The sequence below is a fragment of the Ruegeria arenilitoris genome (assembly GCF_013035425.1).
Taxonomy (GTDB): Bacteria; Pseudomonadota; Alphaproteobacteria; order Rhodobacterales; family Rhodobacteraceae; genus Ruegeria; species Ruegeria arenilitoris_A.
Genome location: NZ_WQHX01000001.1, coordinates 70,521 through 97,139, shown reverse-complemented (window position 1 = coordinate 97,139; position 26,619 = coordinate 70,521). Strand labels below are relative to the sequence as shown.

The 26,619-nt window shown below is 52.8% G+C and carries 29 protein-coding genes; 15 read left to right on the top strand and 14 right to left on the bottom strand.

Annotated features, from left to right (window positions below):
• Positions 1-2: 2 nt before the first annotated feature.
• Positions 3-341, top strand: a complete 339-nt coding sequence (locus GOV45_RS00470) for a hypothetical protein (protein ID WP_170472782.1) — start codon at positions 3-5, stop codon at positions 339-341.
• Between the two features lie 12 nt (positions 342-353).
• Here the strand turns inward: GOV45_RS00470 and GOV45_RS00465 are convergent, their stop codons facing one another.
• Positions 354-1,574: a bifunctional alpha/beta hydrolase/OsmC family protein gene (locus GOV45_RS00465; RefSeq protein WP_170472779.1), complete on the bottom strand. Its 1,221-nt coding sequence runs from the start codon at positions 1,572-1,574 to the stop codon at positions 354-356.
• A 99-nt stretch (positions 1,575-1,673) separates the two neighbouring features.
• On the opposite strand from GOV45_RS00465, the gene GOV45_RS00460 reads away from it, so the two are divergent.
• A complete protein-coding gene (locus tag GOV45_RS00460; protein WP_170472777.1) occupies positions 1,674-1,874 on the top strand; it encodes a hypothetical protein in 201 nt (66 codons plus the stop codon).
• A gap of 9 nt (positions 1,875-1,883) precedes the next feature.
• Here GOV45_RS00460 and dddP read toward each other — a convergent pair whose 3' ends face one another.
• Positions 1,884-3,227, bottom strand: a complete 1,344-nt coding sequence (dddP, locus tag GOV45_RS00455) for a dimethylsulfonioproprionate lyase DddP (protein WP_170472774.1) — start codon at positions 3,225-3,227, stop codon at positions 1,884-1,886.
• A gap of 123 nt (positions 3,228-3,350) precedes the next feature.
• Here dddP and GOV45_RS00450 point away from each other — a divergent pair, with 123 nt between their 5' ends.
• Entirely contained in the window at positions 3,351-4,097 is a 747-nt protein-coding gene (locus tag GOV45_RS00450) for a heme-dependent oxidative N-demethylase family protein (RefSeq protein WP_170472772.1), read from the top strand.
• Positions 4,098-4,130: 33 nt separating this feature from the next.
• Here GOV45_RS00450 and GOV45_RS00445 read toward each other — a convergent pair whose 3' ends face one another.
• The 5 genes from GOV45_RS00445 to GOV45_RS00425 form a co-directional block, all read right to left on the bottom strand.
• Entirely contained in the window at positions 4,131-5,030 is a 900-nt protein-coding gene (locus GOV45_RS00445) for a hypothetical protein (protein ID WP_170472769.1), read from the bottom strand.
• Between the two features lie 198 nt (positions 5,031-5,228).
• The gene (locus GOV45_RS00440) at positions 5,229-6,023 is read right to left on the bottom strand and encodes a lytic murein transglycosylase (RefSeq protein WP_170472766.1); all 795 of its coding nucleotides are present in this window, start codon (positions 6,021-6,023) and stop codon (positions 5,229-5,231) included.
• Positions 6,024-6,098: 75 nt separating this feature from the next.
• The gene (locus tag GOV45_RS00435; RefSeq protein WP_170472763.1) at positions 6,099-6,746 is read right to left on the bottom strand and encodes an MSMEG_1061 family FMN-dependent PPOX-type flavoprotein; all 648 of its coding nucleotides are present in this window, start codon (positions 6,744-6,746) and stop codon (positions 6,099-6,101) included.
• Between the two features lie 128 nt (positions 6,747-6,874).
• Positions 6,875-8,281, bottom strand: a complete 1,407-nt coding sequence (gene glnA / locus GOV45_RS00430; RefSeq protein WP_170472762.1) for a type I glutamate--ammonia ligase — start codon at positions 8,279-8,281, stop codon at positions 6,875-6,877.
• A 32-nt stretch (positions 8,282-8,313) separates the two neighbouring features.
• Complete coding sequence (locus tag GOV45_RS00425; RefSeq protein ID WP_170472761.1) at positions 8,314-8,652, bottom strand: P-II family nitrogen regulator; 339 nt, start codon at positions 8,650-8,652, stop codon at positions 8,314-8,316.
• 167 nt (positions 8,653-8,819) lie between these two features.
• On the opposite strand from GOV45_RS00425, the gene GOV45_RS00420 reads away from it, so the two are divergent.
• The 3 genes from GOV45_RS00420 to tig all read left to right on the top strand — a co-directional run bounded on the left by GOV45_RS00420 (position 8,820) and on the right by tig (position 13,361).
• Positions 8,820-10,409, top strand: coding sequence for an NAD(P)H-hydrate dehydratase (locus tag GOV45_RS00420; RefSeq protein ID WP_170472760.1), 1,590 nt, complete (start codon positions 8,820-8,822; stop codon positions 10,407-10,409).
• A 312-nt stretch (positions 10,410-10,721) separates the two neighbouring features.
• Positions 10,722-11,846 (top strand): porin, encoded by a 1,125-nt coding sequence (locus GOV45_RS00415; protein ID WP_170472759.1) that lies wholly within the window; start codon positions 10,722-10,724, stop codon positions 11,844-11,846.
• A 183-nt stretch (positions 11,847-12,029) separates the two neighbouring features.
• The gene (gene tig, locus GOV45_RS00410) at positions 12,030-13,361 is read left to right on the top strand and encodes a trigger factor (protein ID WP_170475298.1); all 1,332 of its coding nucleotides are present in this window, start codon (positions 12,030-12,032) and stop codon (positions 13,359-13,361) included.
• 95 nt (positions 13,362-13,456) lie between these two features.
• Here the strand turns inward: tig and GOV45_RS00405 are convergent, their stop codons facing one another.
• The 6 genes from GOV45_RS00405 to rpsF form a co-directional block, all read right to left on the bottom strand.
• A complete protein-coding gene (locus tag GOV45_RS00405) occupies positions 13,457-14,311 on the bottom strand; it encodes an acyl-homoserine-lactone synthase (protein ID WP_170472758.1) in 855 nt (284 codons plus the stop codon).
• Between the two features lie 98 nt (positions 14,312-14,409).
• Positions 14,410-15,111, bottom strand: coding sequence for an autoinducer binding domain-containing protein (locus tag GOV45_RS00400; protein WP_170472757.1), 702 nt, complete (start codon positions 15,109-15,111; stop codon positions 14,410-14,412).
• Positions 15,112-15,376: 265 nt separating this feature from the next.
• Positions 15,377-15,865 (bottom strand): lytic transglycosylase domain-containing protein, encoded by a 489-nt coding sequence (locus tag GOV45_RS00395; protein ID WP_170472756.1) that lies wholly within the window; start codon positions 15,863-15,865, stop codon positions 15,377-15,379.
• A gap of 153 nt (positions 15,866-16,018) precedes the next feature.
• Positions 16,019-16,639: a 50S ribosomal protein L9 gene (rplI, locus tag GOV45_RS00390; protein ID WP_170472755.1), complete on the bottom strand. Its 621-nt coding sequence runs from the start codon at positions 16,637-16,639 to the stop codon at positions 16,019-16,021.
• 12 nt (positions 16,640-16,651) lie between these two features.
• A complete protein-coding gene (gene rpsR / locus GOV45_RS00385; RefSeq protein ID WP_005608650.1) occupies positions 16,652-16,879 on the bottom strand; it encodes a 30S ribosomal protein S18 in 228 nt (75 codons plus the stop codon).
• A gap of 28 nt (positions 16,880-16,907) precedes the next feature.
• Positions 16,908-17,261 (bottom strand): 30S ribosomal protein S6, encoded by a 354-nt coding sequence (gene rpsF / locus GOV45_RS00380; protein ID WP_170382745.1) that lies wholly within the window; start codon positions 17,259-17,261, stop codon positions 16,908-16,910.
• A gap of 277 nt (positions 17,262-17,538) precedes the next feature.
• On the opposite strand from rpsF, the gene GOV45_RS00375 reads away from it, so the two are divergent.
• Both GOV45_RS00375 and GOV45_RS00370 read left to right on the top strand, forming a co-directional pair.
• Entirely contained in the window at positions 17,539-18,048 is a 510-nt protein-coding gene (locus GOV45_RS00375; RefSeq protein ID WP_254447869.1) for a hypothetical protein, read from the top strand.
• Positions 18,049-18,175: 127 nt separating this feature from the next.
• Positions 18,176-18,748, top strand: coding sequence for a YceI family protein (locus GOV45_RS00370; RefSeq protein WP_170472753.1), 573 nt, complete (start codon positions 18,176-18,178; stop codon positions 18,746-18,748).
• Positions 18,749-18,808: 60 nt separating this feature from the next.
• Here GOV45_RS00370 and GOV45_RS00365 read toward each other — a convergent pair whose 3' ends face one another.
• The gene (locus GOV45_RS00365) at positions 18,809-20,038 is read right to left on the bottom strand and encodes a cytochrome b/b6 domain-containing protein (RefSeq protein ID WP_170472751.1); all 1,230 of its coding nucleotides are present in this window, start codon (positions 20,036-20,038) and stop codon (positions 18,809-18,811) included.
• A gap of 174 nt (positions 20,039-20,212) precedes the next feature.
• Between GOV45_RS00365 and fabD the strand changes: the two genes are divergently transcribed.
• The 7 genes from fabD (at position 20,213) to mltG (ending at position 26,550) form a co-directional block, all read left to right on the top strand.
• A complete protein-coding gene (gene fabD / locus GOV45_RS00360; RefSeq protein WP_170472748.1) occupies positions 20,213-21,151 on the top strand; it encodes an ACP S-malonyltransferase in 939 nt (312 codons plus the stop codon).
• A gap of 45 nt (positions 21,152-21,196) precedes the next feature.
• On the top strand, positions 21,197-21,934 hold the full coding sequence (gene fabG, locus GOV45_RS00355; RefSeq protein ID WP_170472745.1) for a 3-oxoacyl-[acyl-carrier-protein] reductase: 738 nt from the start codon (positions 21,197-21,199) through the stop codon (positions 21,932-21,934).
• A 211-nt stretch (positions 21,935-22,145) separates the two neighbouring features.
• Positions 22,146-22,379 (top strand): acyl carrier protein, encoded by a 234-nt coding sequence (locus tag GOV45_RS00350; RefSeq protein ID WP_039529899.1) that lies wholly within the window; start codon positions 22,146-22,148, stop codon positions 22,377-22,379.
• 137 nt (positions 22,380-22,516) lie between these two features.
• A complete protein-coding gene (locus GOV45_RS00345) occupies positions 22,517-23,056 on the top strand; it encodes a GNAT family N-acetyltransferase (protein WP_170472742.1) in 540 nt (179 codons plus the stop codon).
• A gap of 123 nt (positions 23,057-23,179) precedes the next feature.
• Positions 23,180-23,923, top strand: a complete 744-nt coding sequence (locus tag GOV45_RS00340; protein WP_170472739.1) for a HisA/HisF-related TIM barrel protein — start codon at positions 23,180-23,182, stop codon at positions 23,921-23,923.
• Positions 23,924-24,123: 200 nt separating this feature from the next.
• The gene (gene fabF / locus GOV45_RS00335; protein ID WP_170472736.1) at positions 24,124-25,389 is read left to right on the top strand and encodes a beta-ketoacyl-ACP synthase II; all 1,266 of its coding nucleotides are present in this window, start codon (positions 24,124-24,126) and stop codon (positions 25,387-25,389) included.
• On the top strand, positions 25,390-26,550 hold the full coding sequence (gene mltG, locus GOV45_RS00330) for an endolytic transglycosylase MltG (protein WP_170472733.1): 1,161 nt from the start codon (positions 25,390-25,392) through the stop codon (positions 26,548-26,550).
• Positions 26,551-26,619 lie beyond the last annotated feature (69 nt).

The following is a 26,619-nucleotide window of genomic DNA, read 5'->3' as shown; positions in this document are numbered from 1 at the left end:
TTATGACATTTAAGATTGTTAAGCGGACTTTGCTGGCATTTGGCCTTGGGGCAACGGCACTTACCCTGTCGGCATGCGACGGTGTAACGGTTGGAGTGGGGTACGGGTACGATCCGTATTATGACTCAATGCTTTGGAATGACTACTATCGGCGCGATGTCGATGTCGACATTGATGTCGACCGACCGGACCGTCCGGATAGACCCGACCGGCCTGATAGGCCGACCAGACCAGACCGCCCTAAACCTCCGGCTGGTAAACCGCCATCGCGTCCGCGCCCACCTGCTGCAAGACCGCCGACAGCCAGACCACCGATACACCGTCCCGCACCGCGACGTTGAATACTCGGGTGCTTACCCAGAAGGCAAAAGCTCGGTCGTGATGTGAGCGGAACCTTCCAGTGTGCGGTGGACAGGGCATTTGTCGGCGATTTCCCGCAATTTGGCTTGTTGGTCCTTGGATAATGGCCCGGAAAGCCTGATTTTGCGGCGGAAGTGATCCACTTTGCCTTCGCTGGCCAGCCCTGCGTCCTGAGCGTGAACTTTGTTGTGGCAGACATCGACGGTTATTCCGTTCAGAGGCCAACCCTTGCGACGCGCATACATTCGGATCGTCATCGACGTGCATGCCCCCAACCCCGAAGATACAAAGCCATAAGGCGACATTCCTCGGTCTGTTCCGCCGTAAGAGATCGGTTCATCGGCCACCGCATGATGTCGCGGACCGGATTGAATATCTTGCAGGAATCCTTCTGGGTCTGCCTCAGTCACGCGTACTACTCCTTCGGGTGCGCCAGGAGGCGGGGCCGGAGGGTTCAGTTCAACGTATCGTGAGACCCATGCAGCGATGACATCAGCAGCGTATTCCGCGTCCGCCGCGCGAGTGATCAGGTGATCGGCGTCATCTAGCGTTACAAAACTCTTCGGATGTTTGGCCGCCAGATAAATCGTGCTGGCGTTGTTGATACTGACGGTTTCGTCCCGTGGTGCGTGGAGGATCAGCAACGCGGCACGAAGGTCGGCGATTGCGGGAATTAGGGCTGTTTCTGAAATATCGTCAACAAATGCTTTGCCGATACGAAACGGACGACCGCCAAGTGTCACCTCTGCTGCCCCTTGTCGTTGAATATCGGGCAGCGCATCTTCGAAATGGTGCGAGACATGACTGGGATCAGCCGGAGCGCCCAATGTAACGACCGCCTTGACTGACGGGATGTCCGCGCGAGCCCTAAGAACGGCAGCACCGCCGAGCGAGTGGCCGATCAGCAAGGCAGGTGCCATTTTCCTCCCGGTTAAGTATTTCGCTGCTGCGATCAAATCCTCGACGTTCGAGGTAAAGGTTGTATTGGCGAATTCTCCAGCCGAATGGCCAAGGCCGGTGAAGTCAAAGCGCAAAACCGCAATTCCCATTGCCGCAAGCCGCGCGGAAATTCGCCTTGCGGCCGGAATGTCTTTGGAACAGGTAAAGCAATGAGCGAATAGAGCGGTTGCCAGTACGGGCCCATCAGGCAAATCAAGTCGCGCTGCAAGTTGGCTGCCGTCATGTCCGGCAAAGGTGATGCGTTCCGTGGGCATGGCGGCTCCTTCAGCTACTTAGGGTCCTCCAATACTGTGTGCATCAACGTTCTGTCTCAACCCATGTGTCAGAAGCGTCACGGTAAGGTGAGCATGTGAGTGAAAGTGGAACATGCTTCAAATCGCTCAAGCGAAAACAATGTAATCGCGGATGTTCCAATTATTTTCTTTATTTTCGGTTTCTCAGAAGTGCATTTTGATCAGCATAGGCCAAAGAGTGAAGTCACCGGCGTCGAACATGCCGAATCCGCGACTGAGGGCTGGCACGGCAATGTGATGCAGTCCGGGTCGTCGCGCTGAGCTGATAATTCAAGCTAATCCCATCAGGGCACTATCAAACGGGTATTTGGTCAGGTTTTCATAGCCGTACTCGGTAATCAAAACCTGATCTTCCAACTTGATCGAAAAATCCCCGCCTACTTCACCAACAGCTGCCTCGACGCACAATACCATCCCGGGTTCCAATGGGTAATCATAAGCACCTTCGACCGCTTTGTCTGGGTAAGCCACCAGCGGCCACTCGTCACACAATCCGACGCCGTGCATCAGGCAGCCATATTTTTGGGCCTGATATTTGTCGTCAAGCTTGTGCGCGTTGGCCGTCAACTCGGGGATTGTTACTCCGGGTTTGAGCATTTCCATGTTGGTCATGATGTGTTCATGCGCATGCTGCATGGCATAAATCATATCTGGGCGTGGCTTCTGATTTCCAATCCACCAAGTCCTAGAAATATCTACACAAATACCATAACAGCCGATCAAATCGGTATCGAACGCTACAATCTCGTTCCGCTGCGTGATGCGTGGGCCGCATTCTTGAAACCAAGGGTTTGTGCGCTGTCCCGATGCCAACAACCGGGTCTCGATCCATTCACCGCCGCGGCGTATATTTTCGGCATGCAGGACGGCCCAGATGTCATCCTCAGACGTTTTGCCGTCACCCACATTTGCTCGGGCAAAATTTTCCATCGCTGCAACTGCCGACTCGCAAGCGTGGCTCGCACAGCGCATTGCGAGTATTTCGTCTGCGCCCTTTATGGCGCGGGTCTTTTCGGTGACCTCCTCGCCATCCATAATTTCAAAATCTTGGGCCTCAAGAGCGCGAAGGCCGTGCAACATTATCTTGTCCACAGCCAACCTTTTATTACCGCCGGCATGTTCTTCAATAAGAACGCGCACTTCGTTTGAGAACACGTCTGCAGCCACATCAATTTTGTCACCACGGTCGAAATAAAACAGGTCCGCACCTGAACGCTGTTCGCGCACCAGCGGGTTGAAGGTCGTCAGGAACGGAGAGTTTTTGTAGTCCCAAATCACCATGTGACCGTCTGCACACAACAGAACAGCCCGGAATGGGTTATGGGTGTTCCAAAGCTGCATATTAGTGCTGTCGGTGGCATACCGGATGTTCAGCGGATCAAACAGTAAAAGCCCACCATAGCCGCGATCCACAATCGCTTTGGTTAGACGCGTCCAGCGAAATTGGCGCATTCTTTCTAGGTTAGGCAAACTCAGTCCTGCCCCCGCCCATTCGTCAAACGCAAGTTGGGTTGGGCCGATCTCTATCCGGTCATTGTCATTGGGGGAGCCGTCGCCCAGTGTGGCTCCGCGCGTCGGGTCAATCTTACGGCTTTCACGATAGGGTATATTCACGTTTTGCCTCCCTGCTTTAAATTTCAGATTGATGCGCCCAAAACGTTGCGTCGCAATGATTTGCGACTGTCGTCACGTCGCTTTTGGACCGACATATCCTGACCCGGGTGATACATGGAGCCAATGAACATTATTTTGCAGGAAAACATACCCTACGATCCACTGGTCCATAACCCCCTGCCTGGGATCAAACCTGCCAGCATGGAAGACTGGCTGCAACGAGATGACGCCTTTGACGCGCAAATGGCATATCGAAGCAGGTTGTTGGCGGAAAGACCTGGCGAAGTATTGGCAATGGATCAAATGGCACTAGCCCCCGCACAAGAGCTTTTGGAGCTAGTGTTGGAGCAGGCCTATAATGGCCAGAGCGAGCGTGTCTATAGGCCTGATGGCTTGAAAATTGATGTTGATCGCTCGCGACCTTTGGAAACGCTTTGCAATCTTGTGCAAGAGGACTTGTGCATACTGCAAAAAGTCGAAAATGAACACGTCTTGACCGGAGCCATTTTGTGTTTTCCTGCGAGTTGGAGGTTATCCGAGAAATTCATGCGGCCGCTTGTCGCCATTCATGAACGCATTGCCCCCTATGATTCCAATGTCGCACGTCGTGTCCAAAGGTTGTTTGATGGTATACAAGCTGACCGCCCTTTGTGGAGGTTCAATGCTCTTTGGTATGACGACGCTCAGTTATTTCAACCGAGTAGTATTCAGAACCCGCGCAAAGTTCGTGATCGTGGAAATGCGAAGTACTTACGCAGTGAACGACAGACATTGTTGCGTTTGCCAAATTCACGGGCGGTTGTTTTCTCTATTCACACCTATGTTTTGGCCGTTGAACGCCTGCTGGAAATGGAAAACCCCGCCGATTAGCGGGGCCTTCCTAGGAGGGTCTTTAGTGGGGTTTTACATTCCTATAGCGCTTGCTACTCCAGCAAATGCATTTGTGGCATTCAGAGCGAATATCGCAACGGTCAGTGACAGAACCTGGGTATTCAGACGGAAGTCTTCACCGCGAATGAGGTTCACGGCCGCCAACGAAACGGCGACTGGACCCGAAATGCTGGCAATTGCCCCTGTCATGCCCCAACTAGTCAATCTAAGTATGTCGCTTGGGGTTTCTTCCGCCTCGGGGGCCGCGTTTTCGCTGTATGCCTCGGCTGTCGGTTTTGTATCTTCTCGGAATGCGAGGCTTAGTAACTGCTCATCAGTTAGTTTGATTGGGCGTGCTGTAGTTTCGGATTGATCGATATCGCCATCGTCAGATAGGTCAAGACCTGTAAACTGTCCCGAGATAGCATCAAAAGCTTTCTTACGATCCCGCGGCTTGCGCGGCGCGATGGAATCGAAGGCACTCATGAATTGCTCGACGGTAAGTACTGTATTGGGTGACAGCCATTCGATCCGCAAGGTCGAACAAATGTCAACCATGCGATATAGTATCACTACCAGCATAAGCTCTGAAATTTCACTGTCATCCATCAGGTCCGAAACCGGACAGATCGTTATCTTCAAACGGTTTGGCGGCAGTGTCGTGCTTTTTCGACTGATCGTTTTCAGGCCTACAGTTCTATCAAGAGTTTCATAACGGTCGCATGCGACTTCCTCTTTGACCTCCAAAGTCAAGCGAACCAAATACTGGCTGGTTACAATGCTCGCTTCTTGCGGGCTTAGTAACTTCTTGCGCTCAATAAGGTGCCCGTAATCCTGCAACGTAGTTGCCGCGATATGACCGAACCGCTCCAGCGCGCCATCCGGCTTGCCGTTGAATTGAAGACCACCATGGTAACTGCGCTTTGCCGTCACAGCGTGTTCCTTTTAAGTACAGGTTCCGAAATCAATTTTACGCATTGATCTGGGATGAATTTTGACGGAACGGAAAAAAACCAAGAATTCCGGAGTATTGATTACGCTTTGGAAACCAAGCAGCTATGAGGTCGATTAAATCTGTGTGGCGAGAATGTGGCCAAAATTCGGTTGTTTAGTCGCGCCGTTCCTCTGAGGTCAGTTGTCGATTCGCCAACCCATTATCGCGATGGATTGTTGATAAACCGAAGCTGCGTTCCACTGTTGTATAACGGCGAAATTCGGCTCTCCTGGTTGGTAGCCGCGGCCTGGTTTCCAGCCTTTCTTGCGCAAGAAGTTGGCGGTCGAGGCCAGAGAGTCAGTCATATTGTAAAAGTCCACCCTACCATCGCCGGTTGCGTCCACACCGTAGGTTAACGCATTGCCAGGCAAGAACTGGGTGTGTCCCAACTCGCCATGTTTTGCCCCTTTTGTCGCCACCGTGATGCTGCCATTGTCGACCAACTTTAAGGCACCGATAGCGTGCGGAATGAAAAACTCGGATCGTCGGCAGTCATAGGCCAAAGTGGTTATGGCGGAAACGACTTGACTGTCTCCCATGAAATTTCCAAACCCGGTTTCCATGCCGTGTATTGCGATAAGTACACCAGCCGGGACGCCATATTGCCGTTCCAACGCAGCGTAGAACTGTGGATTGCGTGCTTTGCGCTGACGTCCTTGGGCGACAATTGTGCTCGCGCCACGCACTTGCATGAATTTGTCCAAAGAATACTTGAAGCTCTTTTGGTTTCGGTCTGCAGTAATTGTGCGATTGGCGTATTGAGTTTGAGCCAGAGCTTGTAACCCTTTTTTCTTAACTCCAGCACGTTTCGCGGTTTTGGCAAAATCGGCTTTCCACGCCTCGAAACCGGCGCTTGTGTTTCCGCAAGGTGCAGTATGACCTATCGCGGGCAGTGATAATGCAATGGCTGTTATAAGAACAGTGCGCAGCATGAAGTTAAACCTGTCCAACAATTGACGAGCTCAGAGTAGGCCGCAAAATCAAAACCGCAATTCCTTTAACTCTTATCAATAAAGATCCAACTCACCTGTTTCTTTTAAGTGTTCGAACCATTCATCCGGAGTAGCTTTGATTTTGGCGTGTTTGACCATCATTGCATTCATGTTGGGTAGATGCGAAGAGTCCGGCCATTCGCCTGGTTCCCACAGGTGAGAACGGATCACACATTTGGGACAATGTGCAAACACTGTCTGCACGTGTACGAGCATGGCAAGTTTGGGAATGTGTCCATCAACTGACATATCGTTCAATAATTTTTTGTCTGTGCACAGTTTGGCGGTTCCACGTATGCGCAGTGTTTCCATCTTGCCGGGAACTATGAATATCAAGCTGACTCGTGGATCATTTAGAATATTGTGAAATGTGTCCACTCTCTTGTTGCCCGGACGGTCAGGCAAGGCGATAAGATTGTCCGTTAGGACGTGTACAAATCCTGCCGGATCGCCACGTGGTGAGATATCCAGATAACCGGATGGGTTGGCTGAAGCGATCAGGCAAAAGGGCGATGCGGCAATGAAGTCCCGGCACATCTGATCCAGCGAAGTCAATTCTTTGGCGATAATTTGAGGCAAAGGTTGGCCACAAATGCTCTCCAACTGGTCTGCGGAAGTCACAAAATTTGAGTATCCGGAAAAAGGTGAAGTGCTAGTTGGCATGCTGTTTCTCCGACCGGTAACCATTGTGAAAGTCTGAAAGATTAGGCGCGATGGGTCAAACCCAGCTTGCTCAACAAAAAAAGGGCGCCGACACGGGCGCCCTTTCGATTATAACATTACCGCTCTGATCAGCAGCTATAGTACATTCCGTATTCAACCGGATGCGGGGTGTGCTCGTAGGTCTCAACTTCTTCCATCTTCAGAGCGATGTAGCCATCGATCTGGTCTTTTGTGAACACGTCGCCCTGAAGCAGGAAGTCGTGATCTGATGCAAGAGCTTCCAGAGCTTCGCGAAGCGAACCGCAAACTGTTGGGATGTCGGCCAGTTCTTCTGCCGGAAGATCGTACAGGTTTTTGTCCATCGCTTCACCCGGGTCGATCTTGTTCTTAATACCGTCCAGGCCAGCCATCAGCAGAGCGGAAAACGCCAGATAAGGGTTGGCCGCCGGATCAGGGAAGCGAGCCTCAACGCGCTTGGCTTTAGGGCTTTCAGTCCATGGAATACGAACACAGCCCGAGCGGTTGCGGGCTGAGTAAGCGCGCAGAACGGGTGCCTCAAAGCCAGGGATCAGACGCTTATAGCTGTTGGTCGAGGGATTGGTGAAGGCGTTAAGGGTTTTGGCGTGCTTTAGAATGCCGCCAATGAACCACAGCGCCTCGTCCGAAAGATCTGCGTATTTGTCGCCGGCGAACAGCGGCTTACCGTCTTTCCAGATTGACATGTTGCAGTGCATGCCGGTTCCGTTGTCACCAGCAATCGGTTTCGGCATGAAAGTGGCTGATTTGCCGTAGGCGTGCGCCACGTTGTGAATGACGTATTTGTACTTCTGCAGTTCGTCTGCCTGACGGGTCAGACTGTCAAAAATCAGGCCGAGTTCGTGCTGACAAGACGCAACCTCGTGGTGGTGCTTGTCAACCTTCATGCCCAAACGCTTCATGGTGCTGAGCATTTCTGAGCGAAGGTCCTGGCTCTCGTCGACGGGGTTGACAGGGAAGTAACCACCCTTAACGCCCGGACGGTGACCCATGTTGCCCATTTCGTATTCGGTGTCGGTGTTCCATGACGCGTCAGTTGCATCAACTTCGTATGATACTTTATTGATACTGTTGGAGAAACGAACATCGTCAAACAAGAAGAACTCGGCCTCAGGCCCAAAGTATGCGACGTCACCAACACCCGAAGATTTAAGGTAGGCTTCGGCTTTTTCCGCTGTGCCGCGTGGGTCACGCTCATAAGCCTCGCCGGTGTCAGGTTCCACGACCGAGCAATGAAGGCAGATTGTTTTTTCAGCATAGAACGGATCGACATATACGCTTTCAGTGTCCGGCATCAATTTCATGTCGGATGCTTCGATCGACTTCCAGCCCGCGATGGACGAGCCGTCAAACATAAAGCCTTCTTCCAGAAAGTCTTCGTCGACCTGATCGGCCATGACGGTCACGTGCTGAAGCTTGCCGCGCGGATCGGTAAAGCGGATGTCGACATATTCGGCATCCTCATCCCTGATCAGCTGAAGAACTGCGTCCTTGCTCATTCTAATATTCCTCTGATTTGCAGATTTGACTTTTAAAGCGCGTCCGAGCCGGTTTCCCCGGTTCTGATGCGAATGGCTTGTTCAACCGGCGAGACAAAAATTTTGCCGTCGCCAATTTTGTCGGTTTTTGCTGCCGAAACGATAGCGTCGATCGCAGCGTCAACTTGATCATCGTCCAGAACGACCTCGACCTTTACTTTGGGGAGGAAGTCGACGACATATTCGGCGCCTCTGTAAAGCTCGGTATGACCTTTCTGACGACCGAAACCCTTGACTTCGATCACGCTTAGGCCTTGCACGCCCACGTCCTGCAATGCCTCTTTAACTTCGTCCAGTTTGAACGGCTTGATGATCGCTTCGATCTTTTTCATCCCGGCTTACCTCGCATGGTTGTCAGAAGTGGACTGATCACGTCTAAGATCGGGCGGCAATCCGAATGCAATATTCGGCTAAATCGGAACGGGCAAAAAGGGGTAGTCGGTTAAATTTTGACCGAATTGCACAAAAAGTAATCGAAATTGAATCGCGAGGGTGAAGGATGATTGAATTGCTGACAGCGGGGCAGATGCGGACCATCGAACAGACAGCAATTGCTTCAGGTCAGGTTTCGGGACTTGAATTAATGGAGCGCGCCGGACAGGGCGTTGTCGACGCAATTTTTGAAAAGTGGCCGGATCTGAAGCAGGTGCCAACTTTGTTAGCCTCTGAAGTAACTGGACCAGATCATCTTAGTTCGTCGCGCGCTGTGGTTCTTTCTGGTCCAGGGAATAATGGCGGCGATGGTTTCGTTGTGGCCCGAATTTTGCGTCAGCTTGGTTGGGATGTTGACGTTTATCTTTTTGGAGATCCAAGAAAGTTACCCCCAGATGCACGAACAAATTATGATCGGTGGACAGAAGATGGTGCGGTCAGGAATGTTACTGAATTCTCCGCGACTATTCCGACAGACGCTCCGACTTTAATTTTGGATGCGCTGTTTGGAACTGGGCTGGTTCGGCCAATTGATGGTTTGCTTGCGGATGTCGTTGCCTGCATCGATAACCAACGAAATCAAAGCAAATCCAGAGTTGTCGCGATCGACATCCCTTCCGGCTTGTGTTCGGACAGCGGTAAAGCGCTTGGGGCGTGTGTCACTGCGGACCTGACTATATCATTTCACCGGGGCAAACGAGGCCATTATCTTGAGCGCGGCCCTTCACGATCAGGGTGCCTTGTTGTCAAAGGGATTGGGCTGGATACGCAAGGGCAGGCGCCTTTCGAAAACACTGCTTCGCTTTTAGTGAGTGCCCCCGCGGGAGATCTTGGAAAAGGTGTTGATTTAAATAAGTATTCCTTTGGTCACGCGCTTGTTCTTTCGGGTGGGCCCGGTAAAACGGGGGCGGCGCGTCTGGCCGCTAGGGGGGCATTGCGTATTGGTGCCGGGCTGGTAACGCTGGCCACTCCTCTGGCGGCACAGACAGAGGTTGCGGCGCAGATCACATCCATAATGCTCAGTTCGGTCGAAGGTGGCAGTGACTTTTCTGATACACTTTTGGACAAGCGACTTAATTCCTTCTGTCTGGGTCCTGGCATGGGGATACAACGCGCGAATGATCTTGTCCCAATTGCGTTGGCTGCCAAACGTGCGACCGTCTTGGACGCCGATGCCATCACAGCTTTTGTCGAAAACCCGTCGAACTTGTTCAAGCAGCTACATGAACGCTGCGTGCTGACCCCCCATGGTGGAGAGTTTGCCAGATTGTTTCCGGACATCGCGGAAAAGCTGGCGGCGAAACCTGTGACCGGCCCAGCATATTCAAAAGTAGATGCGACATGCGAAGCTGCCAAAAGGGCGGGGTGCGTGGTTCTGTTCAAAGGACCGGACACTGTGATTGCCGCGCCGGATGGGCGGAGTGCAGTTAACTCTGCCCACTACGAACGATCCGTGCCCTGGCTGGCGACAGCGGGTTCGGGCGACGTGTTGGCCGGGTTCATAGCGGGTTTGTTGGCCAGAGGCTTCGAACCGCTTAAAGCCGCAGAAACAGCAGCGTGGATGCACGTCGAGTGCGCGCGCCTTTTCGGACCGGGTTTGATCGCCGAAGACCTTCCCGAGCATTTGCCCAAGGTCTTTCAGCATTTGAGCTCCTGAAGCTTGCGCGGAAAATGGCCGCTTTTACCCAATTTCGGCGAAATTTAGCCGGTCTTGGTCGCAAAGTCGTAAATATGCATGTCAAACTTTTGATTGACGCAGGGCTGAGTGGCAGACTTGGATTTGCAGTTCCGATGTTCTGCGGGGCTGTGTGAACAAGGTGTTGATATAACTGTTATTTTCTATCTGCTCATTTTTTGGTTGAAAGCAGGACTTCCGGATCTGAACAGGTTGGATCAATTCGCTTAGGCGCTGTCACATAAAATCAGCACATTGTCAGTATCCAAAACCAAAACGTTAATGGTGGTTAAAATGACAGTGACATTGAGAAAACCCTCGGTTGCCGCGCTTCTAGTCGTTAGTACGGCGATCCCCGCCGCCGCTGAATTGAAGTACGACAACAATAGTGGCGGCTATGTTGAGTTATATGGACAATTCAACCCAGCAATTGTTTCGGTCGAAGATGGCGAGGAAACCGAAACACGTTTGCTGGACAATGACTTGTCGAACAGCCGCGTCGGGCTGTTCTTATTTCAGCCCTACGGCAGCAACGAGTTTACTTTCCGTTTCGAATCCGGTCTGGGTTTGCCAAGTACTGCGACGGCCAATCAGGACGGAACGAACACCAACGGATGGACACGCGAAGATATTCGGCACATAGATTTCGCTTTGAAGGGCGGATACGGAAAGTTTTCGGCCGGTCAAGGTAGCATGGCCTCTGACGGGGCGGCTGAGGTTGACCTGTCTTATGTCGGCACGGCTTTGTATTCTTTCACGAACGATGAAAACGGTGCTTTCTTCTATCGTGAACCGGATGGCGTGCTAAGTGACATTACGGTAGGCGACTCGGCAAGTAACTTCGACGGCGGGCGCCGAGGCCGAATTCGTTATGACACTCCCGATTTTAATGGCTTTTCGGCCGCTATTGCCTATGGCCAGAACATCCTGTCCAGCAGCGACGATGATGACTATTACGACATCGCAGTTAGGTACAAAAACACGTTTTCCGGCGGTGTCGAGTTTGCTGCGTCCTTGGCTTATGCCGTGCGGGACTTTGACGATGGTTCGGGCGAGCGAAAGGATACGATCGGGTCGGCATCGGTTCTGTTTCCAAGCGGCTTCAGTTTTACAGCTGCCTTGGGATCACGCGATGATACAGCCGACGGAGCCAGCGACCCGGACTATTGGTACGCTAAGCTAGCTTACGAAGGCGACTGGGTTTCGTGGGGTAAAACCGGCGTTGGTATCGACTATTTCGATGGATCGGATTTCGAGAATGACGGTTCCAGCACCAAGTCGTGGGGTATCGCAGTGGTGCAACGCATCGACAGCATCAACACTGATGCCTACCTGAAATACCGTAACCATGACTTTGACGACACGGTTGATTTTGACAAAAACGAAGCATGGGTTTTGGGCGCGCGTTGGCGTTTTTAGTCCGGTTCGCTTGTGATGCCCCGCATTGAAGGTGAATAGGCACCTTTTTATAGGCTTTTACGTGGGCAAAAATGGGTTGATTTGGGCTTTGCCCCTTGCACGCAGGCTGCATGGCAAATAGAAGGCGTCAAATTTGCCTGGCGCGCCGTTTTGCGCGCCCCGAATCCTATGGGGAATACCATAATGCAGGTTACCGAGACGCTGAACGATGGTCTGAAACGCGGCTACAATATCGTAGTATCCGCAGCCGAGCTGGACGATAAGGTCAACGAAAAACTGACTGAAGCGCAGCCGGAAATCGAGATGAAGGGTTTCCGCAAAGGCAAGGTGCCGATGGCGCTGTTGAAAAAACAGTTTGGTCAGCGCTTGTTGGGCGAAGCAATGCAGGAAACCATTGACGGAGCGATGAACAAACACTTCGAAGACAGTGGCGAGCGCCCCGCGTTGCAGCCCGAGGTCAAAATGACCAACGAGGACTGGAAAGAAGGCGACGATGTCGAGGTCGCAATGTCCTACGAAGCGTTACCGGAAATCCCTGATGTGGACCTGAAGTCGGTTGATCTGGAAAAGTTGGTGGTCAAAGCAGATGACGCGGCAGTTGAAGAGGCGCTGAGCAATCTGGCCGAGACTGCTCAGGATTTCAAAGCGCGACGCAAAGGCTCGAAAGCCAAAGATGGCGATCAAATCGTATTTGATTTTGTTGGCAAGGTTGATGGGGAAGAATTCGAAGGCGGATCAGCCGAAGACTATCCGCTGGTGCTGGGATCCAACAGTTTCATCCCTGGCTTCGAAGAGCAGCTGGTCGGCGTAAAAGCCGAAGAGGAGAAGGAGGTAAATGTCACCTTCCCTGCCGAATACGGAGCCGAGCACCTGGCAGGTAAGGATGCCGTTTTTTCCTGCACGATCAAAGAAGTCAAAGAACCGGTTGCTGCCGAAGTCAATGATGAGTTAGCCAAGAAATTCGGTGCCGAAGACCTGGCTGCGCTGAAAACTCAGATATCCGAGCGTTTGGAGGCCGAATATGCTGGCGCATCGCGTGCGGTGATGAAGCGTGCATTGCTGGATGCGCTGGACACCAAAGTCGCGTTCGACTTGCCGCCGTCATTAGTCGAAGCAGAGGCCAAACAAATCGCGCATCAGCTTTGGCACGAGGAAAATCCCGACGTCGAAGGCCACGATCACGATCCAATCGAGCCAACAGACGAACACACTAAACTGGCCGAGCGCCGCGTGCGTCTGGGGCTGTTGTTGGCTGAACTGGGCCAGAAAGCGGAAGTTGAGGTAACCGACGCTGAAATGACGCAAGCGATCATGAACCAAGCGCGTCAGTACCCGGGTCAAGAACGTCAGTTTTTTGAGTTCGTGCAACAGAACGCTCAGATGCAGCAACAGCTACGCGCGCCACTGTTTGAGGACAAGGTTGTCGACTATGTCTTTGAGCTGGCAAACGTCGAAGATAAAGAAGTCAGCAAAGACGACTTGCAAAAAGCTGTCGAGGCGCTCGAAGAGGAATAGTCCTTTTCGTTACGTTTCCTGAGAAATCTCAATTCGGAGCCGCCTTAACAAAGGCGGCTCCGAGAGGGGGCTTTTGTTCAAAGAAAGCAAGTGAGTCAAGCTTCATGAACAAAAGCACGAGGGTTTCGAAGCAAAGCAGTTTTTCGCTCGGCTGAAAATCCTGTCGCCAAAGCTGTTACGAGCCTAAAAACATCCTGACGCTCACTATCAGTGTTCGACGCGTTTAATTGTTCCAGAAAGTATCTTTCAAGATCGGTAATTGGTTTACGATCTTGATTTGCCGGTAAATGTTTCGTGGAGATTTTGGAATTTAAAAGCTCCAATGCGGTTTGCTTCGCAATAAAAACATCACCGTGAATACCGGCAAACTCGCGAACTGCCGATATCCTTTCTTCGGTGCAATCCAACAAAGCCGCCAAGGCGGAAACTTTGCCCATCGGAACCGTCCTGCCAACGTAATCGTAGGGCGCGCAATTTGAACGTTTTAGTACGCGGTCCATAACCGGGTCGATCACCGTAATGATGTCGCTGATACCCGCGCTGCGGGCATATTCAAGCGATCCGATCATCAATTCACACGTTGCGTATGAGACCGAGTTCTTACCCTTGCTACGGGTCAATCGATTTGTGTCGACGCAAAAGCGGGTAGATTCCCAAAGTGTCGCGCTGCGAATGGGTGCCTGACCGTCCATGATCGCAGAAAAAACATCTGCCAGCATGTGTGAGCCAGTTGTTTGAAGAGCTCGAACAGCCGCGACGACATTTCCCCCGTCGTCCAGCCCTATTACATATGCCGGGTCCAAATGATCAAATTCGTCAATTTCTCGGCCGTTTTCGATTTTGACATCCCAACCAAGGCGCCCTCCAAACACTCGGGCTCGTAGCCTGAACATGTCATCTAGTACATCTCTGAACTGATGTCGGTTTAACCCGTCAACTACCAAGATCATAGTTTCCCCCTAAGAGTGGTGTGTCGGTAACCAATGGTTCACCCTTTCTCACACTGAATCTATTAGGGGTTTCCCGTAGTTTGCCGCATTTCGGGGGCTTATCCTGGGTAGATTAAGCCGATTCCAATGGCACGACCTACCGCTTGCGGGGTGGTTAACGCATTAAGCTTTCGCCGTGCAGAACGCAAGTGAACTTCAACCGTACGATGAGAAATAGATAAGATATCGCCGATGTCCTGTTGGGATTTTCCAGCGGCTGACCATTGAAGAATCTCAAGTTCCCGATTGGACAAAGAAGGCTGGTACAACATCCGGCTTACCGTGTCGGACGACATAACGTTGTCGTGTATATGAACTGCAAGGGATTGCAGATCCGTTATCACGTTGCCAATCAGTTTTTTCCATTCTTCCGGAGAGCAATTACGCGTGGCACTCAGTAGGCCGATGTCGCCGTAAGGACCCCGAACGGGAATTGTAACCCCCTGATCAGGTATTCCAAAGTCATGTGCGTCGCTAAAAACGCGTTGAAAGTCCTTGCCTCTTTCCAAACGACTCCAATCTACGGGTGCGATACTTCGCTGCGCCCTGTGGAGAGTCGGGTCTATCAAGTGCAGGCCGTGCTCCTGATAGTGAACCTTCCATTCGTCGCTGTATGTCACGTGGCCATGGATCGAACCCGCTGCGGGATTGATACCGGCATACGCCGCATGATCCATTTCGTATTTCTCGCACACCTGTTTGAGAAACTCATCGTACTGAGCGTCCTCATCAGGCAGAGTGCTGAGATCGACTATTTCCATGTATCAATGACCCATCGTCCCGCGCGTCAGCGGCCACCTCCTTAGGGTTGAAAGGCCCCCTAACTTGCCTAGCGTCATGCAAGACTTCACGCTTGCCAAATTATGACAAGAAGATGGGGCAATTGTGTGTCATTTTGGGCGGAAAATGCGGATGTCGCAGGTTTTAGGTGTGGAAGTCGAGAATTTTGAGCGATTTCATGCCGTTTTTGCGAAATTCAGAGGCTAGGATATTGTGCGCCCAAATGGAAACTGAGCTGGAAATGCACTAATTTGCCTCGGGAACAAGGCCAGTTTCAACAAGCATTCCTCTCTTTTTCGCCTCAGGGTAGTATCCCTTGGCGTATAAGAAAATCGCGCGTTGCTGATCCCCATCAGACAAAAGCCAAGCGCCTCGCAGATACTTTCCGGCAAATTCAAGGTTTGTGTCAGCGTCCAACAGCCCTTGGGCGTTGCCTGTGTAGCCCATGGAACGCGCCGTTGCCGGCAGAATTTGCAGTAACCCGTAATAGGGGCGGTTCACTGCCCAAGGCCGGTGGGTGCTTTCGCGTATCGCGAGTTTGTGGAGCAGTTCTCTTGGCATCTCGTAATGATCAGCCCATTTGTTGATGGAAGCACGGAGTTCTGGCGTCTCGTTCGGGTAAAGTGGAGGTTCATAAAATTCAGCGTTGCGGGTTGGCGTATCCGGACCACCGCAGGCGGCCAGGGGTGCGGCCGACAGCAAGATAAGAACATTACGACGCAGAAGATTTGTCATATGATTGCTCCAAAACTCAGGCGCGAATGATATTGATCGGATTAGGGACTGCAACCTTACGTTGGAAATGCGGCCAAATTTTGCTGGCTGACATCAGGACGGAAAAAGGGCCGCGCAAGTCGCACGACCCTTGGGTGTTAAAAATCAAAAGCTTTAGGCTTTAGCTTCGTCTTCCTCCGCCGGAGCTTCTTCAGCAATAAGCTCTTCGTCCTCTGAGGCGGCTGAGCCGATGTCGTCAAACAGTTCTGCAATTTCGAACTCAGCGGCGGCCTCTTCTTCGGCAGCCAATTCTTGAATCGATTTTCCAGAGGCTTGCAGTTCGGCTTCTTCCTCCGAACGGGCAACGTTCATCTTGATCTCGACTTCGACTTCGGGATGCAATCTGACGGCAACCGAATGAAGGCCCAGTTCTTTGATCGGCGCGACCAAAGCAACTTGTTTCTTGTCGACAGTGAAACCTGCCTCGGTTGCGGCTTCGGCCGCGTCCCGGGGCGTAACGGATCCGTAGAGAGCGCCAGCATCAGAAGCGGAACGAATGACCACAAATTGCTGACCATCCAGCTTTTCGGCCAGAGCTTCAGCTTCTTTCTTGGTTTCTAGGTTATTAGCTTCGAGTTGCGCTTTTCTGGCTTCGAATGAGGCGATGTTTGCCTCAGACGCACTCAGCGCTTTGCCTTGGGGCAACAGAAAGTTGCGGGCAAATCCCGGTTTGACGTCGACGACGTCGCCCATCTGCCCCAGTTTCGCAACGCGTTCCAAAAGGATAACTTGCATGTCAGTCTCTCCTTACTTCACGGCGTATGGCAGCAGGGCGAGAAAGCGTGCGCGCTTGATCGCGCGTGCGAGTTCGCGCTGCTTCTTCGCCGAAACGGCAGTAATGCGCGAAGGAACGATCTTGCCACGCTCAGAGATGTAGCGCTGTAGCAAGCGGGTGTCCTTGTAGTCGATTTTCGGCGCATTTTCACCCGAGAACGGGCAGACCTTGCGGCGGCGGAAAAATGGTTTTGCGGCCATGGTTTTTTGTCCTTTCGTCAGGCGTTGATCAGCGGCGCTCGCGGCGGCCTTCGCGCTCGTCGCGCTTCTGCATCTGGACCGAGGGTCCTTCGGCATGCTCGTCGACCTTGATGGTCAGTACGCGCATAACGTCTTCGTGCAGGCGCATCAGGCGCTCCATTTCCTGAACGGCACCAGCAGGGGCGTCGGTTTTCAGGAAGGCATAGTGGCCCTTGCGGTTCTTGTTGATCTTGTAAGCCATCGTCTTGACGCCCCAGTATTCGCTGTCGACGACGTTGCCGCCATTGTCAGCCAAAACGGTGCCGAAGTGTTCGACAAGGCTTTCTGCCTGCGCGTTGGACAGGTCCTGACGCGCGATCATTACATGCTCATAAAGTGGCATGTGCACTCCTGTTTCTATCAAGGCGCATTTCAAAGGCGGGGTCATTTTGTCCTTCGCGACCCTGCCACGAGAGGCTGCGCGATTCATGTATCTTGCGAAGGATGGCCCCGTATACACGTTTACGCGCGCGGGGCAAGCCCTGCTGCTTGCGCCATTGAGAAGCCGCCCAATTTCCTTTGTGGCGCCCAATTCATGTCGCTTTTCACCCCGAGGTTGTTCATGAAGCCGGGAGAACCCCGGGGGATGGAAAAACTGACAGGGCGAGACAATGGCCGTGATGAACACAAATACTTTCGAACAGGCGGCGCCAGCAGCAGCCTTTGAAAAATCGGTACCAGTACTGATCACCTTTGCGCCGAACTGGAAGGCTCGAATGGTTTTATCGAGGGTAATTGGCGCCTTTCTGGTCTTATCGGCGTTTTCGATGTGGCTGATGCCGGGATCAGTCATGGGCGCAGAAGTTTGGCCGATCAAGTTGGCTGCCTCACTTATGTTCCTTATCGTGGGTGTCAGCCTTCTTACCATCGAAGTCATGGACAGTCGCCCAGACGCTTATTTTGACCCGATCCGCCGCGAAGTCCGGATTTTGCAAAAGAACGAAAATGGCCGCCCCCAAACGGTTCTGCGTCGCGAATATGACTCGTTGGGTGGCGCGCGTTTCGAGGATAATCAGGTCGAACTATTTGATGTAGACGGCAGCCTATTAATGAAACTGCCGCTGGAATCGGCTGACGTCAGCCGTGCTCTCAAAGGGCAGCTGAGCCAAAACGTCACTATTTTCAGCTAAACTTCGATCTGTTCAAAAAAGAACAGAGTTTGTGAATCCTTTGGTCTTGTGTGCTGCCTTCGGGCAGCACATTTTCATTTTCGGGCATCCCCTTCGGGCTGCATCCAAACATTTGCGGAGCTTGTTTATGAAATCCATCGTTTTTGCTGCTGCTCTGGCTGTTTCGGCAGGTGCGGCGTTCGCCAGCGCAGAGAGGTACGTTCTGGACCCCAGCCACAGCCAGGTCGTATTCAGCTATAACCACCTGGGTTATTCAACTACAACCGGCATGTTCTCGGGGTTTGAGGGCGAGATTATGTTTAACCAAGAAGACCCGGCCGCGTCGAGCGTCAGCGTTTCGATGCCCGTAGTCGCGATGATCACAGGTTGGAAACCTCGCGAAGACCATTTTATGACCGAGGACTTCTTTGGTGTTGCCGAGGAGGACTTGATCACGTTCAACTCCACCAACATTGAGGTGACAGGCGAGAACACTGCGAATATCACTGGCGATCTTACAATGAACGGAGTGACCAAGTCGGTTGTTTTGGATGCCAAGTTGAACCAGTTTGGCGAACATCCGATGGCCAAAAAACCTTGGGCGGGATTTGATGCGACCACCACTCTGGTGCGCAGCGAGTTCGACCTTGGCCAGTTTGCGCCATTCGTTGGTGATGAGGTTGAGGTCAAAATTTCCGTCGAGGCACAAAAAGCCGACTGAACCAAAACCTCTTACGTTAAGAAACCGCCGGGATTTCTAAGCCCGGCGGTTTTATTTTTGCTATCCCCCTGACTTTGAGGCGGTAAGTTCGACCGAGATTGTGACACCGAAAGCCAGAGAGTCTTCGGCGGGCATGGATTTCCCAATGCCAAAGTCCAGGCGGTTGACTTCCAATACACCCGAAACGGTCGCGATGCCGTCCTGCACCGCCAAGTCAAACGGCAAAGTAATGTCGATAGTTTCACCGCGGATCGTGAGGGGGCCACGTGCCTCATAACCGACGTCCGTTTTATAAATATCAGCGTCGAAATTTGCAGTTGGAAATTGAGCGCTGTCAAAAAAGTCAGAGCCCATGGCCTGATCTGTAACTGTCCCCAGGCTAAGCGAGCCTATCGCGATATTAACATCGACGGATCCAGCAAGACCTGGCTCGGGAGGGTCATCAAAAGTAATGGCAGCGGTCCAGTCCGCGAAGGTGCCAGTTACTGGGCTGCCTAGTTGTGTGATCGTGAATGACAATGTGCCTTCCTGCACATTCCAGTCGGATTGCACCTCGGTCAGTTCAGTGGTCTCAGTTCCGGCTGTTGAATGATGTGTGAATGCGCCGGCATACCAACCACCCGTCAAGACCGCAGTCCAGACCGCCAAGGCCGCAAACGCTGGAGTTGCAGAATGATGCTGTGCAGGAGGCTCTGCTACATCTGATCGTCCGGGAAGCATTCGGCGCAGTGTCCCATCCCGATCAATGATGTGGTGCTTTAGCGCCCCCGCGATATGCATCAACAGAGACCCCGCCAAGATCAGAATAAATAACCAGTGCAGCCCTGCAGTGACTTCAGCCAACGTAGCCGATTTTGGAATCAAGGGCAGGTTCTGGCCAAAAGGCCACAATATGGGTGCGAAACCTTCGGCTGCTGCGTGGTGCACCCAGCCCGACAGCGGGACCAGAACCAGCGACCCATATAAAAGCCAGTGCACAGTTTCGGCAGCAAAGGCCTCGGGTTTGTTTTCGGCGTTCAAAAGACCGGGTTTCGTCTGGGTGGCTGCCCAAAGAATGCGGGCCAACGCAACAAAGAAAACGGCGATCCCAACCGTCTTGTGCAATGAAAACATGCCTGCCGCCTGAGCGATGTCCGCCTCGGTAGAGGGGATGGACGGGTCATAGATGGCCTTGGCAAGGTTGTTCGCGAACCAGCCTAATGGCAGGGCAGTGAAAATTAGAAAAGCAGTCAGCCAGTGAAATGTCTTTGTGACACTGCCATAGCTGGCGAAAGTGTTGCTTGAGGCCATAGGTCAAACGCTCCGGAACTGATAGGCTGTGCCCAACCTAGGGACCCCACGCACAGACACAACAGCAGGTTATGCACAATGACGGTGCCCTGATGCAGATCGCAGGCAATGCTTGTGCCGCGTGGCTTGTCGGTTTACACCCCGCCGAAACTTGATGTTACACATGAGGTTGCAATGACACTCGCGTTCGTTTTTCCGGGGCAGGGCGCCCAAACCATTGGAATGGGCAAGGCGTTGGCCGAAGCCTACCCTGCCGCTCAAGCGGTTTTTGACGACGTAGACGAAGCGCTGGGCGAGAAGCTGAGCAATCTGATCTGGGATGGCGAAATAGAAGAACTGACACTGACACAAAACACGCAGCCCGCCTTAATGGCGACCTCGATTGCCGCGATGCGCGCCCTCGAGACAGAGGGCGTTTCGATTGCGAAGGCATCCTTCGTTGCGGGGCATTCGCTGGGGGAGTATTCAGCGCTTGCCGCAGCTGGTGCTTTGTCGGTCGCAGATACGGCTCGTTTATTGCGTACGCGAGGTCTGGCTATGCAAAGTGCCGTTCCCGTCGGTGAAGGTGCGATGGCGGCAATTCTTGGCCTAGATCTTGATGCAGTTCGCGCTGTTGCTGAAGAGGCGGCGCAAGGCGAGATTTGTCAGGCCGCAAATGACAATGACCCGACTCAGGTTGTTGTTTCCGGATCGAAATCTGCTGTGGAGCGTGCAGCCGAAATGGCTAAGGAAAAGGGCGCCAAACGTGCGGTGATGCTTCCTGTAAGTGCCCCATTCCATTGTGCGCTGATGCAACCGGCTGCGGACGCCATGGCCGAAGCGTTAGCTGCAGTTGAGATTCAGGAACCCGTAGTTCCGCTTGTGGCCAATGTACGCGCTGAAGCTATAACCGACCCTGACCTGATCCGGCGGTTGCTTGTGGAACAAGTCACTGGTTCAGTTCGGTGGCGTGAAAGCGTTCAATACATGGGTAAGCAGGGTGTTACCGAGACATGGGAAATCGGTGCTGGCAAGGCTTTGACGGGTATGATCCGCAAAATTGACAGAACTATCGTTGGCAAGGCCGTCGGAACTCCGGAAGATGTGCAAAAGGTCCTGCAAGCCGAAACTTAAAAAACAAAATCTAACCCATTCCGGGTGCTGGACGAGGAACAAAGAATGTTTGATTTGACTGGTAAGAATGCACTGATCACCGGAGCTTCGGGTGGGATAGGCGGCGACATCGCGCGAGCTTTGCACGGCGCAGGCGCGACGGTCGGCTTGTCCGGAACGCGGGTAGAACCGTTGAAGGCGTTGGCCGAAGAATTGGGCGAGCGCGCTCATATTTTGCCCTGTAATCTAAGCGATCCGGAAGCTGTAGATGCGTTGCCAAAACAGGCGATAGAGGCGATGGGGTCAGTTGACATACTTGTCAATAACGCGGGTATAACGCGCGACAACTTGTTTATGCGCATGTCTGACGAAGATTGGCAGAGTGTGATCGACGTTAACATGACTGCCACAATGAAGCTTTGCAAAGGCGTGATCCGAGGCATGATGAAGGCGCGATGGGGTCGTATAGTGAATATCTCTTCCATTGTCGGTGCAATCGGAAACCCGGGTCAGACCAATTATGCTGCGTCGAAGGCTGGTATGGTTGGATTTTCCAAAGCCCTTGCGCATGAGGTCGCTACACGCGGCATAACGGTAAATGCCGTTGCCCCAGGCTTCATTACAACTGCCATGACCGAGAAACTGACAGAAGATCAAAAGGCAGGTTTGCTGCAGCAGGTTCCCGCGGGCCGGATGGGTGACCCTAATGAAATCGCCGCCGCTGTACTCTATCTTGCCAGCCCCGAGGCAGGCTATGTCACCGGAAGCACCTTGCATGTGAATGGCGGTATGGCCATGTTATAACTGCAACTCGCGGCCGATGCGAAAGCGTTTGCCTTGTGCGTAGTCTGTGCTATAGGCGGCGCATATGCACAGAGACCGGTCAGGTTGGCCGGTTTTCTTACTTTCCCGGGCATCCGGGACCCAAACCGCCCGGAAAGGGCAAATCAGAGCCACCCCGAGCGGGCATGGGCAGAACCGGGCACACCGCCCTGATAAGGAATGAGGAATAGACATGAGCGACGTCGCAGATCGCGTAAAAAAGATCGTTGTTGAGCACCTGGGCGTAGAAGAAGACAAGGTGGCTGAAAACGCTTCCTTCATCGACGATCTGGGTGCAGACAGCTTGGACACAGTTGAGCTGGTTATGGCCTTCGAAGAAGAGTTCGGCATCGAGATTCCCGATGACGCCGCCGAAACCATCCAAACTTTTGGCGACGCCGTCAAATTCATCACAGAAGCATCCTGATCGCATTGATCCCGATGAAAACGGCGCTTCCGGGCAACGGAGGCGCCGTTTTTTTGCGTTTATGTTCAATTCTAGCTTGCGAGAGGTAAAAGGTGTTCGCACTGTGGTGACGAGGCATAATTCGAGCGGGCAAGGGCATGATAAGATCCACCCCGATGATAAACACGGCGCGATTGACGCTGTGCGCACTGCGACCTGAGGACTTTGAACGGTACGCAGAAATATGGAGCGACCCAAACGTGGTACGCCACATTGGCGGTTCTCCGCGCAGCAGAGGTGAGGCTTGGGACTCTTTTCTGCGAAATGCTGGGCACTGGCAAATGACCGGATTCGGCCAGTGGGCCGTCGTATTGCAATCGAATCGCAAGTTAATAGGCCAGGCCGGGTTCTTTTTCGGGAATCGATCACTTGGGTCAGATTTTGACCAGTATCCCGAATCCGGATGGGTTTTGGCGCCCGAAGGTCAGGGTCAAGGTTACGGTTTCGAAGCAGCACAGGCAGCGCATGATTGGTTTGACCGAGTTATCCCAGGCCCGCTTGTTGCTTTGATCGATGCGGACAATTCAGCATCGCAAAACTTAGCGGTAAGGCTGGGATACTCGATGCTGCGCGAAGCAGAATACCGGGAAACTCCGGTTTATCTGTTTCGCAGAAATGGTCCTCCTTCAAAAGTTTGAAACGCTCGTTCAGCCACGATGACGCAAAATGCGCTTCGTTTGCCGAAACTGGGTGAAACACCGGTTTCAGCGACATGTATGCTATCCTAGGATTTCAGAGCGAATGGGCGGAGGAGCAAGCTCATGAGGATTTACCCTACGATGGAATTGCAGAACGGGCGTTGTGTTACATTAGACAAAGGGCGCCTGGACGAAGCAATGATCTGGCATGTAGACCCGGTTGAAACGGCCCGTAGATGGGCCGCCACGGGCGCTGAATGGATGCACCTGACTGATTTTGATGCGGTTGAAGGTCGCGATACTAACTCAGGTTTGGTGGAAGAAATAATTCGCAGCGCGGAAATCCCCGTTCAACTGGCCGGTGGAATTCGAACCCGCGAGAATGTCGAGTACTGGATCGACAAGGGCGCAGGCCGGGTCGTAATCGGCACAATGGCGGCCAGGGACCCCAATCTCGTCAAGGAACTTGCTAAGCTTCACCCTGATCAGATCGTCTTGGCGGTGGATGTCTGGCGCGGATACGTTATGACCGAAGGGTGGCGCACGCAGAGCGCGTTTACCCCCGAAGCATTCATTGACGCCTTCGCAGACACGCCTTTCGCCAGCATATTGGTCACGGACATCGATAGTGACATGGAAGACGTAGAGGCGCAGCTTGGTTTGATTTCAGGTCTGGCGCAGCATTCCCGAACGCCAGTGGTGGCCAGCGGTGTTGTTCGCAAGGTCGATGACATTTCCAGGTTGGCGTACATCCACAACATTGCCGGAGCTTTGGTAGGGCGCGCATTGTTCCGTAAGACGGTCGATCTGGAGGAGGCTTTGAATGTGGCAACTGCTGCGCACGAACCCGTCGCACAGTTCCAGTAGGTGAATTCGTTAACCTTTTGCCTGCCCCTTTTCACGAAAACAAAGGGGCGGGTTTTATTTTGGCGATTTCATCCGATAACTTGGATCGTTTATCAAATGGTCAATGTATCTTGGCGCGGAATTTGCCGTTCCTCTTGCCCCCGGGGGGCGGAGCGGGGTATGGACGTTTCGCATAACAGGAAGCAGGCAAGAGGCACTTCATGCGCAGAGTCGTTGTTACCGGGCTAGGATTGGTCACTCCTTTGGCCAGCGGAGTCGAGGAAAGCTGGTCGCGGCTTTTGGACGGAGAATCCGGCGCTGGACCTATTACCTTGTTCGATGCCGAGGCAAGCGGAGTTTCCACGACTTATGCTTGTGAAGTTCCACGTGGAGACGGAACGAACGGAACATTCAACCCTGATGATTGGATGCCACCGAAAGAGCAGCGCAAGATTGAGGATTTTATACTTTATTCAATCGCTGCCGCTGAAATGGCTTGTAAAGATGCCAACTGGACGCCCGAGGACGAAGAGGACCGCTTGCGCACTGGGGTGCTGATCGGATCAGGTATCGGTGGCTTGGGATCGATTGCCGAAACAGCCAACTTGATCAGGGATAAAGGACCACGCCGAGTATCGCCGTTCTTTATTCCCGGAGCACTGATCAACCTGGCGTCTGGGCAGGTTTCAATCCGCTTCGGTTTCAAGGGCCCGAACCATTCGGTTGTGACGGCATGTTCAACAGGCGCGCACGCAATTGGCGACGCCAGCCGTATTATCCGATCAGGTGATGCCGATGTTATGATTGCTGGCGGTGGCGAAGGCTGTATTTGCGAAATCGGTATCGCTGGTTTCAACGCGTGCAAGGCCCTTTCTACCAAGTACGCCGATAATCCCAAGGCAGCCAGCCGACCATATGACGTCGACCGCGACGGGTTTGTTATGGGGGAAGGTGCAGGTATCGTCGTGCTGGAGGAGTACGACCATGCAATAGCGCGAGGCGCAAAGATTTATGCCGAAGTTCTTGGCTATGGCATGTCCGGAGACGCCTATCACATTACTGCCCCTTCCGAAGATGGTGACGGAGCAGAACGCTCAATGAAAGCCGCATTGCGTAGCGCTGGGCTAGAGCCAAAAGATCTTGATTACATCAATGCTCATGGAACTTCGACCATGGCGGATACAATTGAACTGGGCGCTGTAGAGCGGCTGTTGGGGGACCACGCAAGCAATGCGACTATGACGTCGACCAAGTCCGCGACAGGTCACTTACTGGGCGCTGCTGGCGCTATTGAGGCAATTTTCTCGATTCTTGCTATTCGAGACCAGGTGGCGCCTCCGACGATAAATCTGGATAATCCTGCAGTGGAAACACCCATCGATCTGGCGCCAAATGCCAAGCGGGAACGAGAAATCAACGTGGCTTTGTCTAACTCGTTCGGTTTTGGCGGCACCAACGCAAGTGTGATCTTCGGAAAGGTCAGCTAAATGTGGCGAGGTCTTGCGTCAAACATGCTGACCATTCTGGTGGTTGGCATGTTTCTAATTGGTGGCGTGATATTGTGGGGTCAGTCGCAATACAGAGCGGATGGGCCGTTGGAAACGGCAATTTGCCTGCAGGTGAAAAGCGGTTCGAATATGACACGGGTTAGCCGCGAACTTGAAGATCAAGGCGCGATCAGCAACGCAACGATCTTTCGCATGGGAGCGGATTACTCTGACAAGTCGCAGCAGTTGAAAGCCGGGAGTTTTCTGGTTCGGGAAGGCTCATCCATGGAACAGATCGTGGAGGACATCACAAAAAGCGGTGCCAGTACATGCGGGACAGAGATCGAATACCGTATAGGTGTGACCAGAACGCAGACGCGAGTCCGTGAACTGGACCCGGCTACGTTGGACTTTGTTGAAATCGCAATGTTCGAGACAGACGTAGATGAAACGCCGGATATTTACGGAGAAAAACGCAACGACGCGGATACTCGATATCGTATTTCGTTGGCGGAAGGGGTTACCAGTTGGCAAGTCGTTGAGGCGCTGAAGTCGGCCGATTTCCTTGGTGGTGAGGTCGCGGAGATTCCGGCAGAAGGAATGTTGGCACCTGATAGCTATGAAGTGACGTCAGGAACAGACCGAAATGAAGTATTAAGCGATATGCAGGCGAAGCAGCAATTGAGGATCAACGCCGCTTGGGAGAGACGGCAGGACGGTTTGCCTTTGAGCAATCCAGAAGAAATGCTGATCCTTGCTTCTATCATCGAAAAGGAAACTGGTGTGCCAGAGGAGCGCGGTCAGGTGGCCAGCGTTTTTGTGAACCGATTGAATCAGGGTATGAAGTTGCAAACGGATCCGACGGTTATTTACGGCGTAACTAAGGGTCGCGGCGTTCTGGGCCGTGGTTTGCGCCGCAGCGAACTGAATCGACCAACCCCTTGGAATACTTACCAGATCGATGGGTTGCCACCGACTCCGATTGCCAACCCAGGACTCGCTAGTCTTGAGGCGGCTGTAGCGCCGGACGATACGGATTTTGTGTTCTTCGTGGCTGACGGAACAGGCGGCCACGCGTTTGCTGAAACGCTTCAGGAGCACAACCGTAATGTCGCGAAGTGGCGTGAGATAGAAGCGGAGCAAAACAACTCCAACAACTAAACTTTGTTTCGGCAAATGCCGGCGCAAGGATCTTATTGTTTCCCGTCGCTGTCATAGCGACAGGAAACA

What these genes read in the sequence shown, in the direction of transcription:
- GOV45_RS00405 (WP_170472758.1), bottom strand. Translation starts at nt 14,311, where the DNA reads ATGATCTTGGTAGTTGACGGGTTAAACCGACATCAGTTCAGAGATGTA.
- glnA (WP_170472762.1), bottom strand. Translation starts at nt 8,281, where the DNA reads ATGAGCAAGGACGCAGTTCTTCAGCTGATCAGGGATGAGGATGCCGAA.
- GOV45_RS00440 (WP_170472766.1), bottom strand. Translation starts at nt 6,023, where the DNA reads ATGCTGCGCACTGTTCTTATAACAGCCATTGCATTATCACTGCCCGCG.
- mltG (WP_170472733.1), top strand. Translation starts at nt 25,390, where the DNA reads ATGTGGCGAGGTCTTGCGTCAAACATGCTGACCATTCTGGTGGTTGGC.
- rplI (WP_170472755.1), bottom strand. Translation starts at nt 16,639, where the DNA reads ATGCAAGTTATCCTTTTGGAACGCGTTGCGAAACTGGGGCAGATGGGC.
- fabF (WP_170472736.1), top strand. Translation starts at nt 24,124, where the DNA reads ATGCGCAGAGTCGTTGTTACCGGGCTAGGATTGGTCACTCCTTTGGCC.
- GOV45_RS00395 (WP_170472756.1), bottom strand. Translation starts at nt 15,865, where the DNA reads ATGACAAATCTTCTGCGTCGTAATGTTCTTATCTTGCTGTCGGCCGCA.
- tig (WP_170475298.1), top strand. Translation starts at nt 12,030, where the DNA reads ATGCAGGTTACCGAGACGCTGAACGATGGTCTGAAACGCGGCTACAAT.
- GOV45_RS00365 (WP_170472751.1), bottom strand. Translation starts at nt 20,038, where the DNA reads ATGGCCTCAAGCAACACTTTCGCCAGCTATGGCAGTGTCACAAAGACA.
- GOV45_RS00450 (WP_170472772.1), top strand. Translation starts at nt 3,351, where the DNA reads ATGAACATTATTTTGCAGGAAAACATACCCTACGATCCACTGGTCCAT.
- GOV45_RS00465 (WP_170472779.1), bottom strand. Translation starts at nt 1,574, where the DNA reads ATGCCCACGGAACGCATCACCTTTGCCGGACATGACGGCAGCCAACTT.
- fabG (WP_170472745.1), top strand. Translation starts at nt 21,197, where the DNA reads ATGTTTGATTTGACTGGTAAGAATGCACTGATCACCGGAGCTTCGGGT.
- rpsF (WP_170382745.1), bottom strand. Translation starts at nt 17,261, where the DNA reads ATGCCACTTTATGAGCATGTAATGATCGCGCGTCAGGACCTGTCCAAC.
- GOV45_RS00345 (WP_170472742.1), top strand. Translation starts at nt 22,517, where the DNA reads ATGATAAGATCCACCCCGATGATAAACACGGCGCGATTGACGCTGTGC.
- GOV45_RS00400 (WP_170472757.1), bottom strand. Translation starts at nt 15,111, where the DNA reads ATGGAAATAGTCGATCTCAGCACTCTGCCTGATGAGGACGCTCAGTAC.
- GOV45_RS00470 (WP_170472782.1), top strand. Translation starts at nt 3, where the DNA reads ATGACATTTAAGATTGTTAAGCGGACTTTGCTGGCATTTGGCCTTGGG.
- GOV45_RS00415 (WP_170472759.1), top strand. Translation starts at nt 10,722, where the DNA reads ATGACAGTGACATTGAGAAAACCCTCGGTTGCCGCGCTTCTAGTCGTT.
- GOV45_RS00350 (WP_039529899.1), top strand. Translation starts at nt 22,146, where the DNA reads ATGAGCGACGTCGCAGATCGCGTAAAAAAGATCGTTGTTGAGCACCTG.
- GOV45_RS00370 (WP_170472753.1), top strand. Translation starts at nt 18,176, where the DNA reads ATGAAATCCATCGTTTTTGCTGCTGCTCTGGCTGTTTCGGCAGGTGCG.
- GOV45_RS00425 (WP_170472761.1), bottom strand. Translation starts at nt 8,652, where the DNA reads ATGAAAAAGATCGAAGCGATCATCAAGCCGTTCAAACTGGACGAAGTT.
- GOV45_RS00375 (WP_254447869.1), top strand. Translation starts at nt 17,539, where the DNA reads ATGAACACAAATACTTTCGAACAGGCGGCGCCAGCAGCAGCCTTTGAA.
- GOV45_RS00340 (WP_170472739.1), top strand. Translation starts at nt 23,180, where the DNA reads ATGAGGATTTACCCTACGATGGAATTGCAGAACGGGCGTTGTGTTACA.
- fabD (WP_170472748.1), top strand. Translation starts at nt 20,213, where the DNA reads ATGACACTCGCGTTCGTTTTTCCGGGGCAGGGCGCCCAAACCATTGGA.
- rpsR (WP_005608650.1), bottom strand. Translation starts at nt 16,879, where the DNA reads ATGGCCGCAAAACCATTTTTCCGCCGCCGCAAGGTCTGCCCGTTCTCG.
- GOV45_RS00420 (WP_170472760.1), top strand. Translation starts at nt 8,820, where the DNA reads ATGATTGAATTGCTGACAGCGGGGCAGATGCGGACCATCGAACAGACA.
- GOV45_RS00435 (WP_170472763.1), bottom strand. Translation starts at nt 6,746, where the DNA reads ATGCCAACTAGCACTTCACCTTTTTCCGGATACTCAAATTTTGTGACT.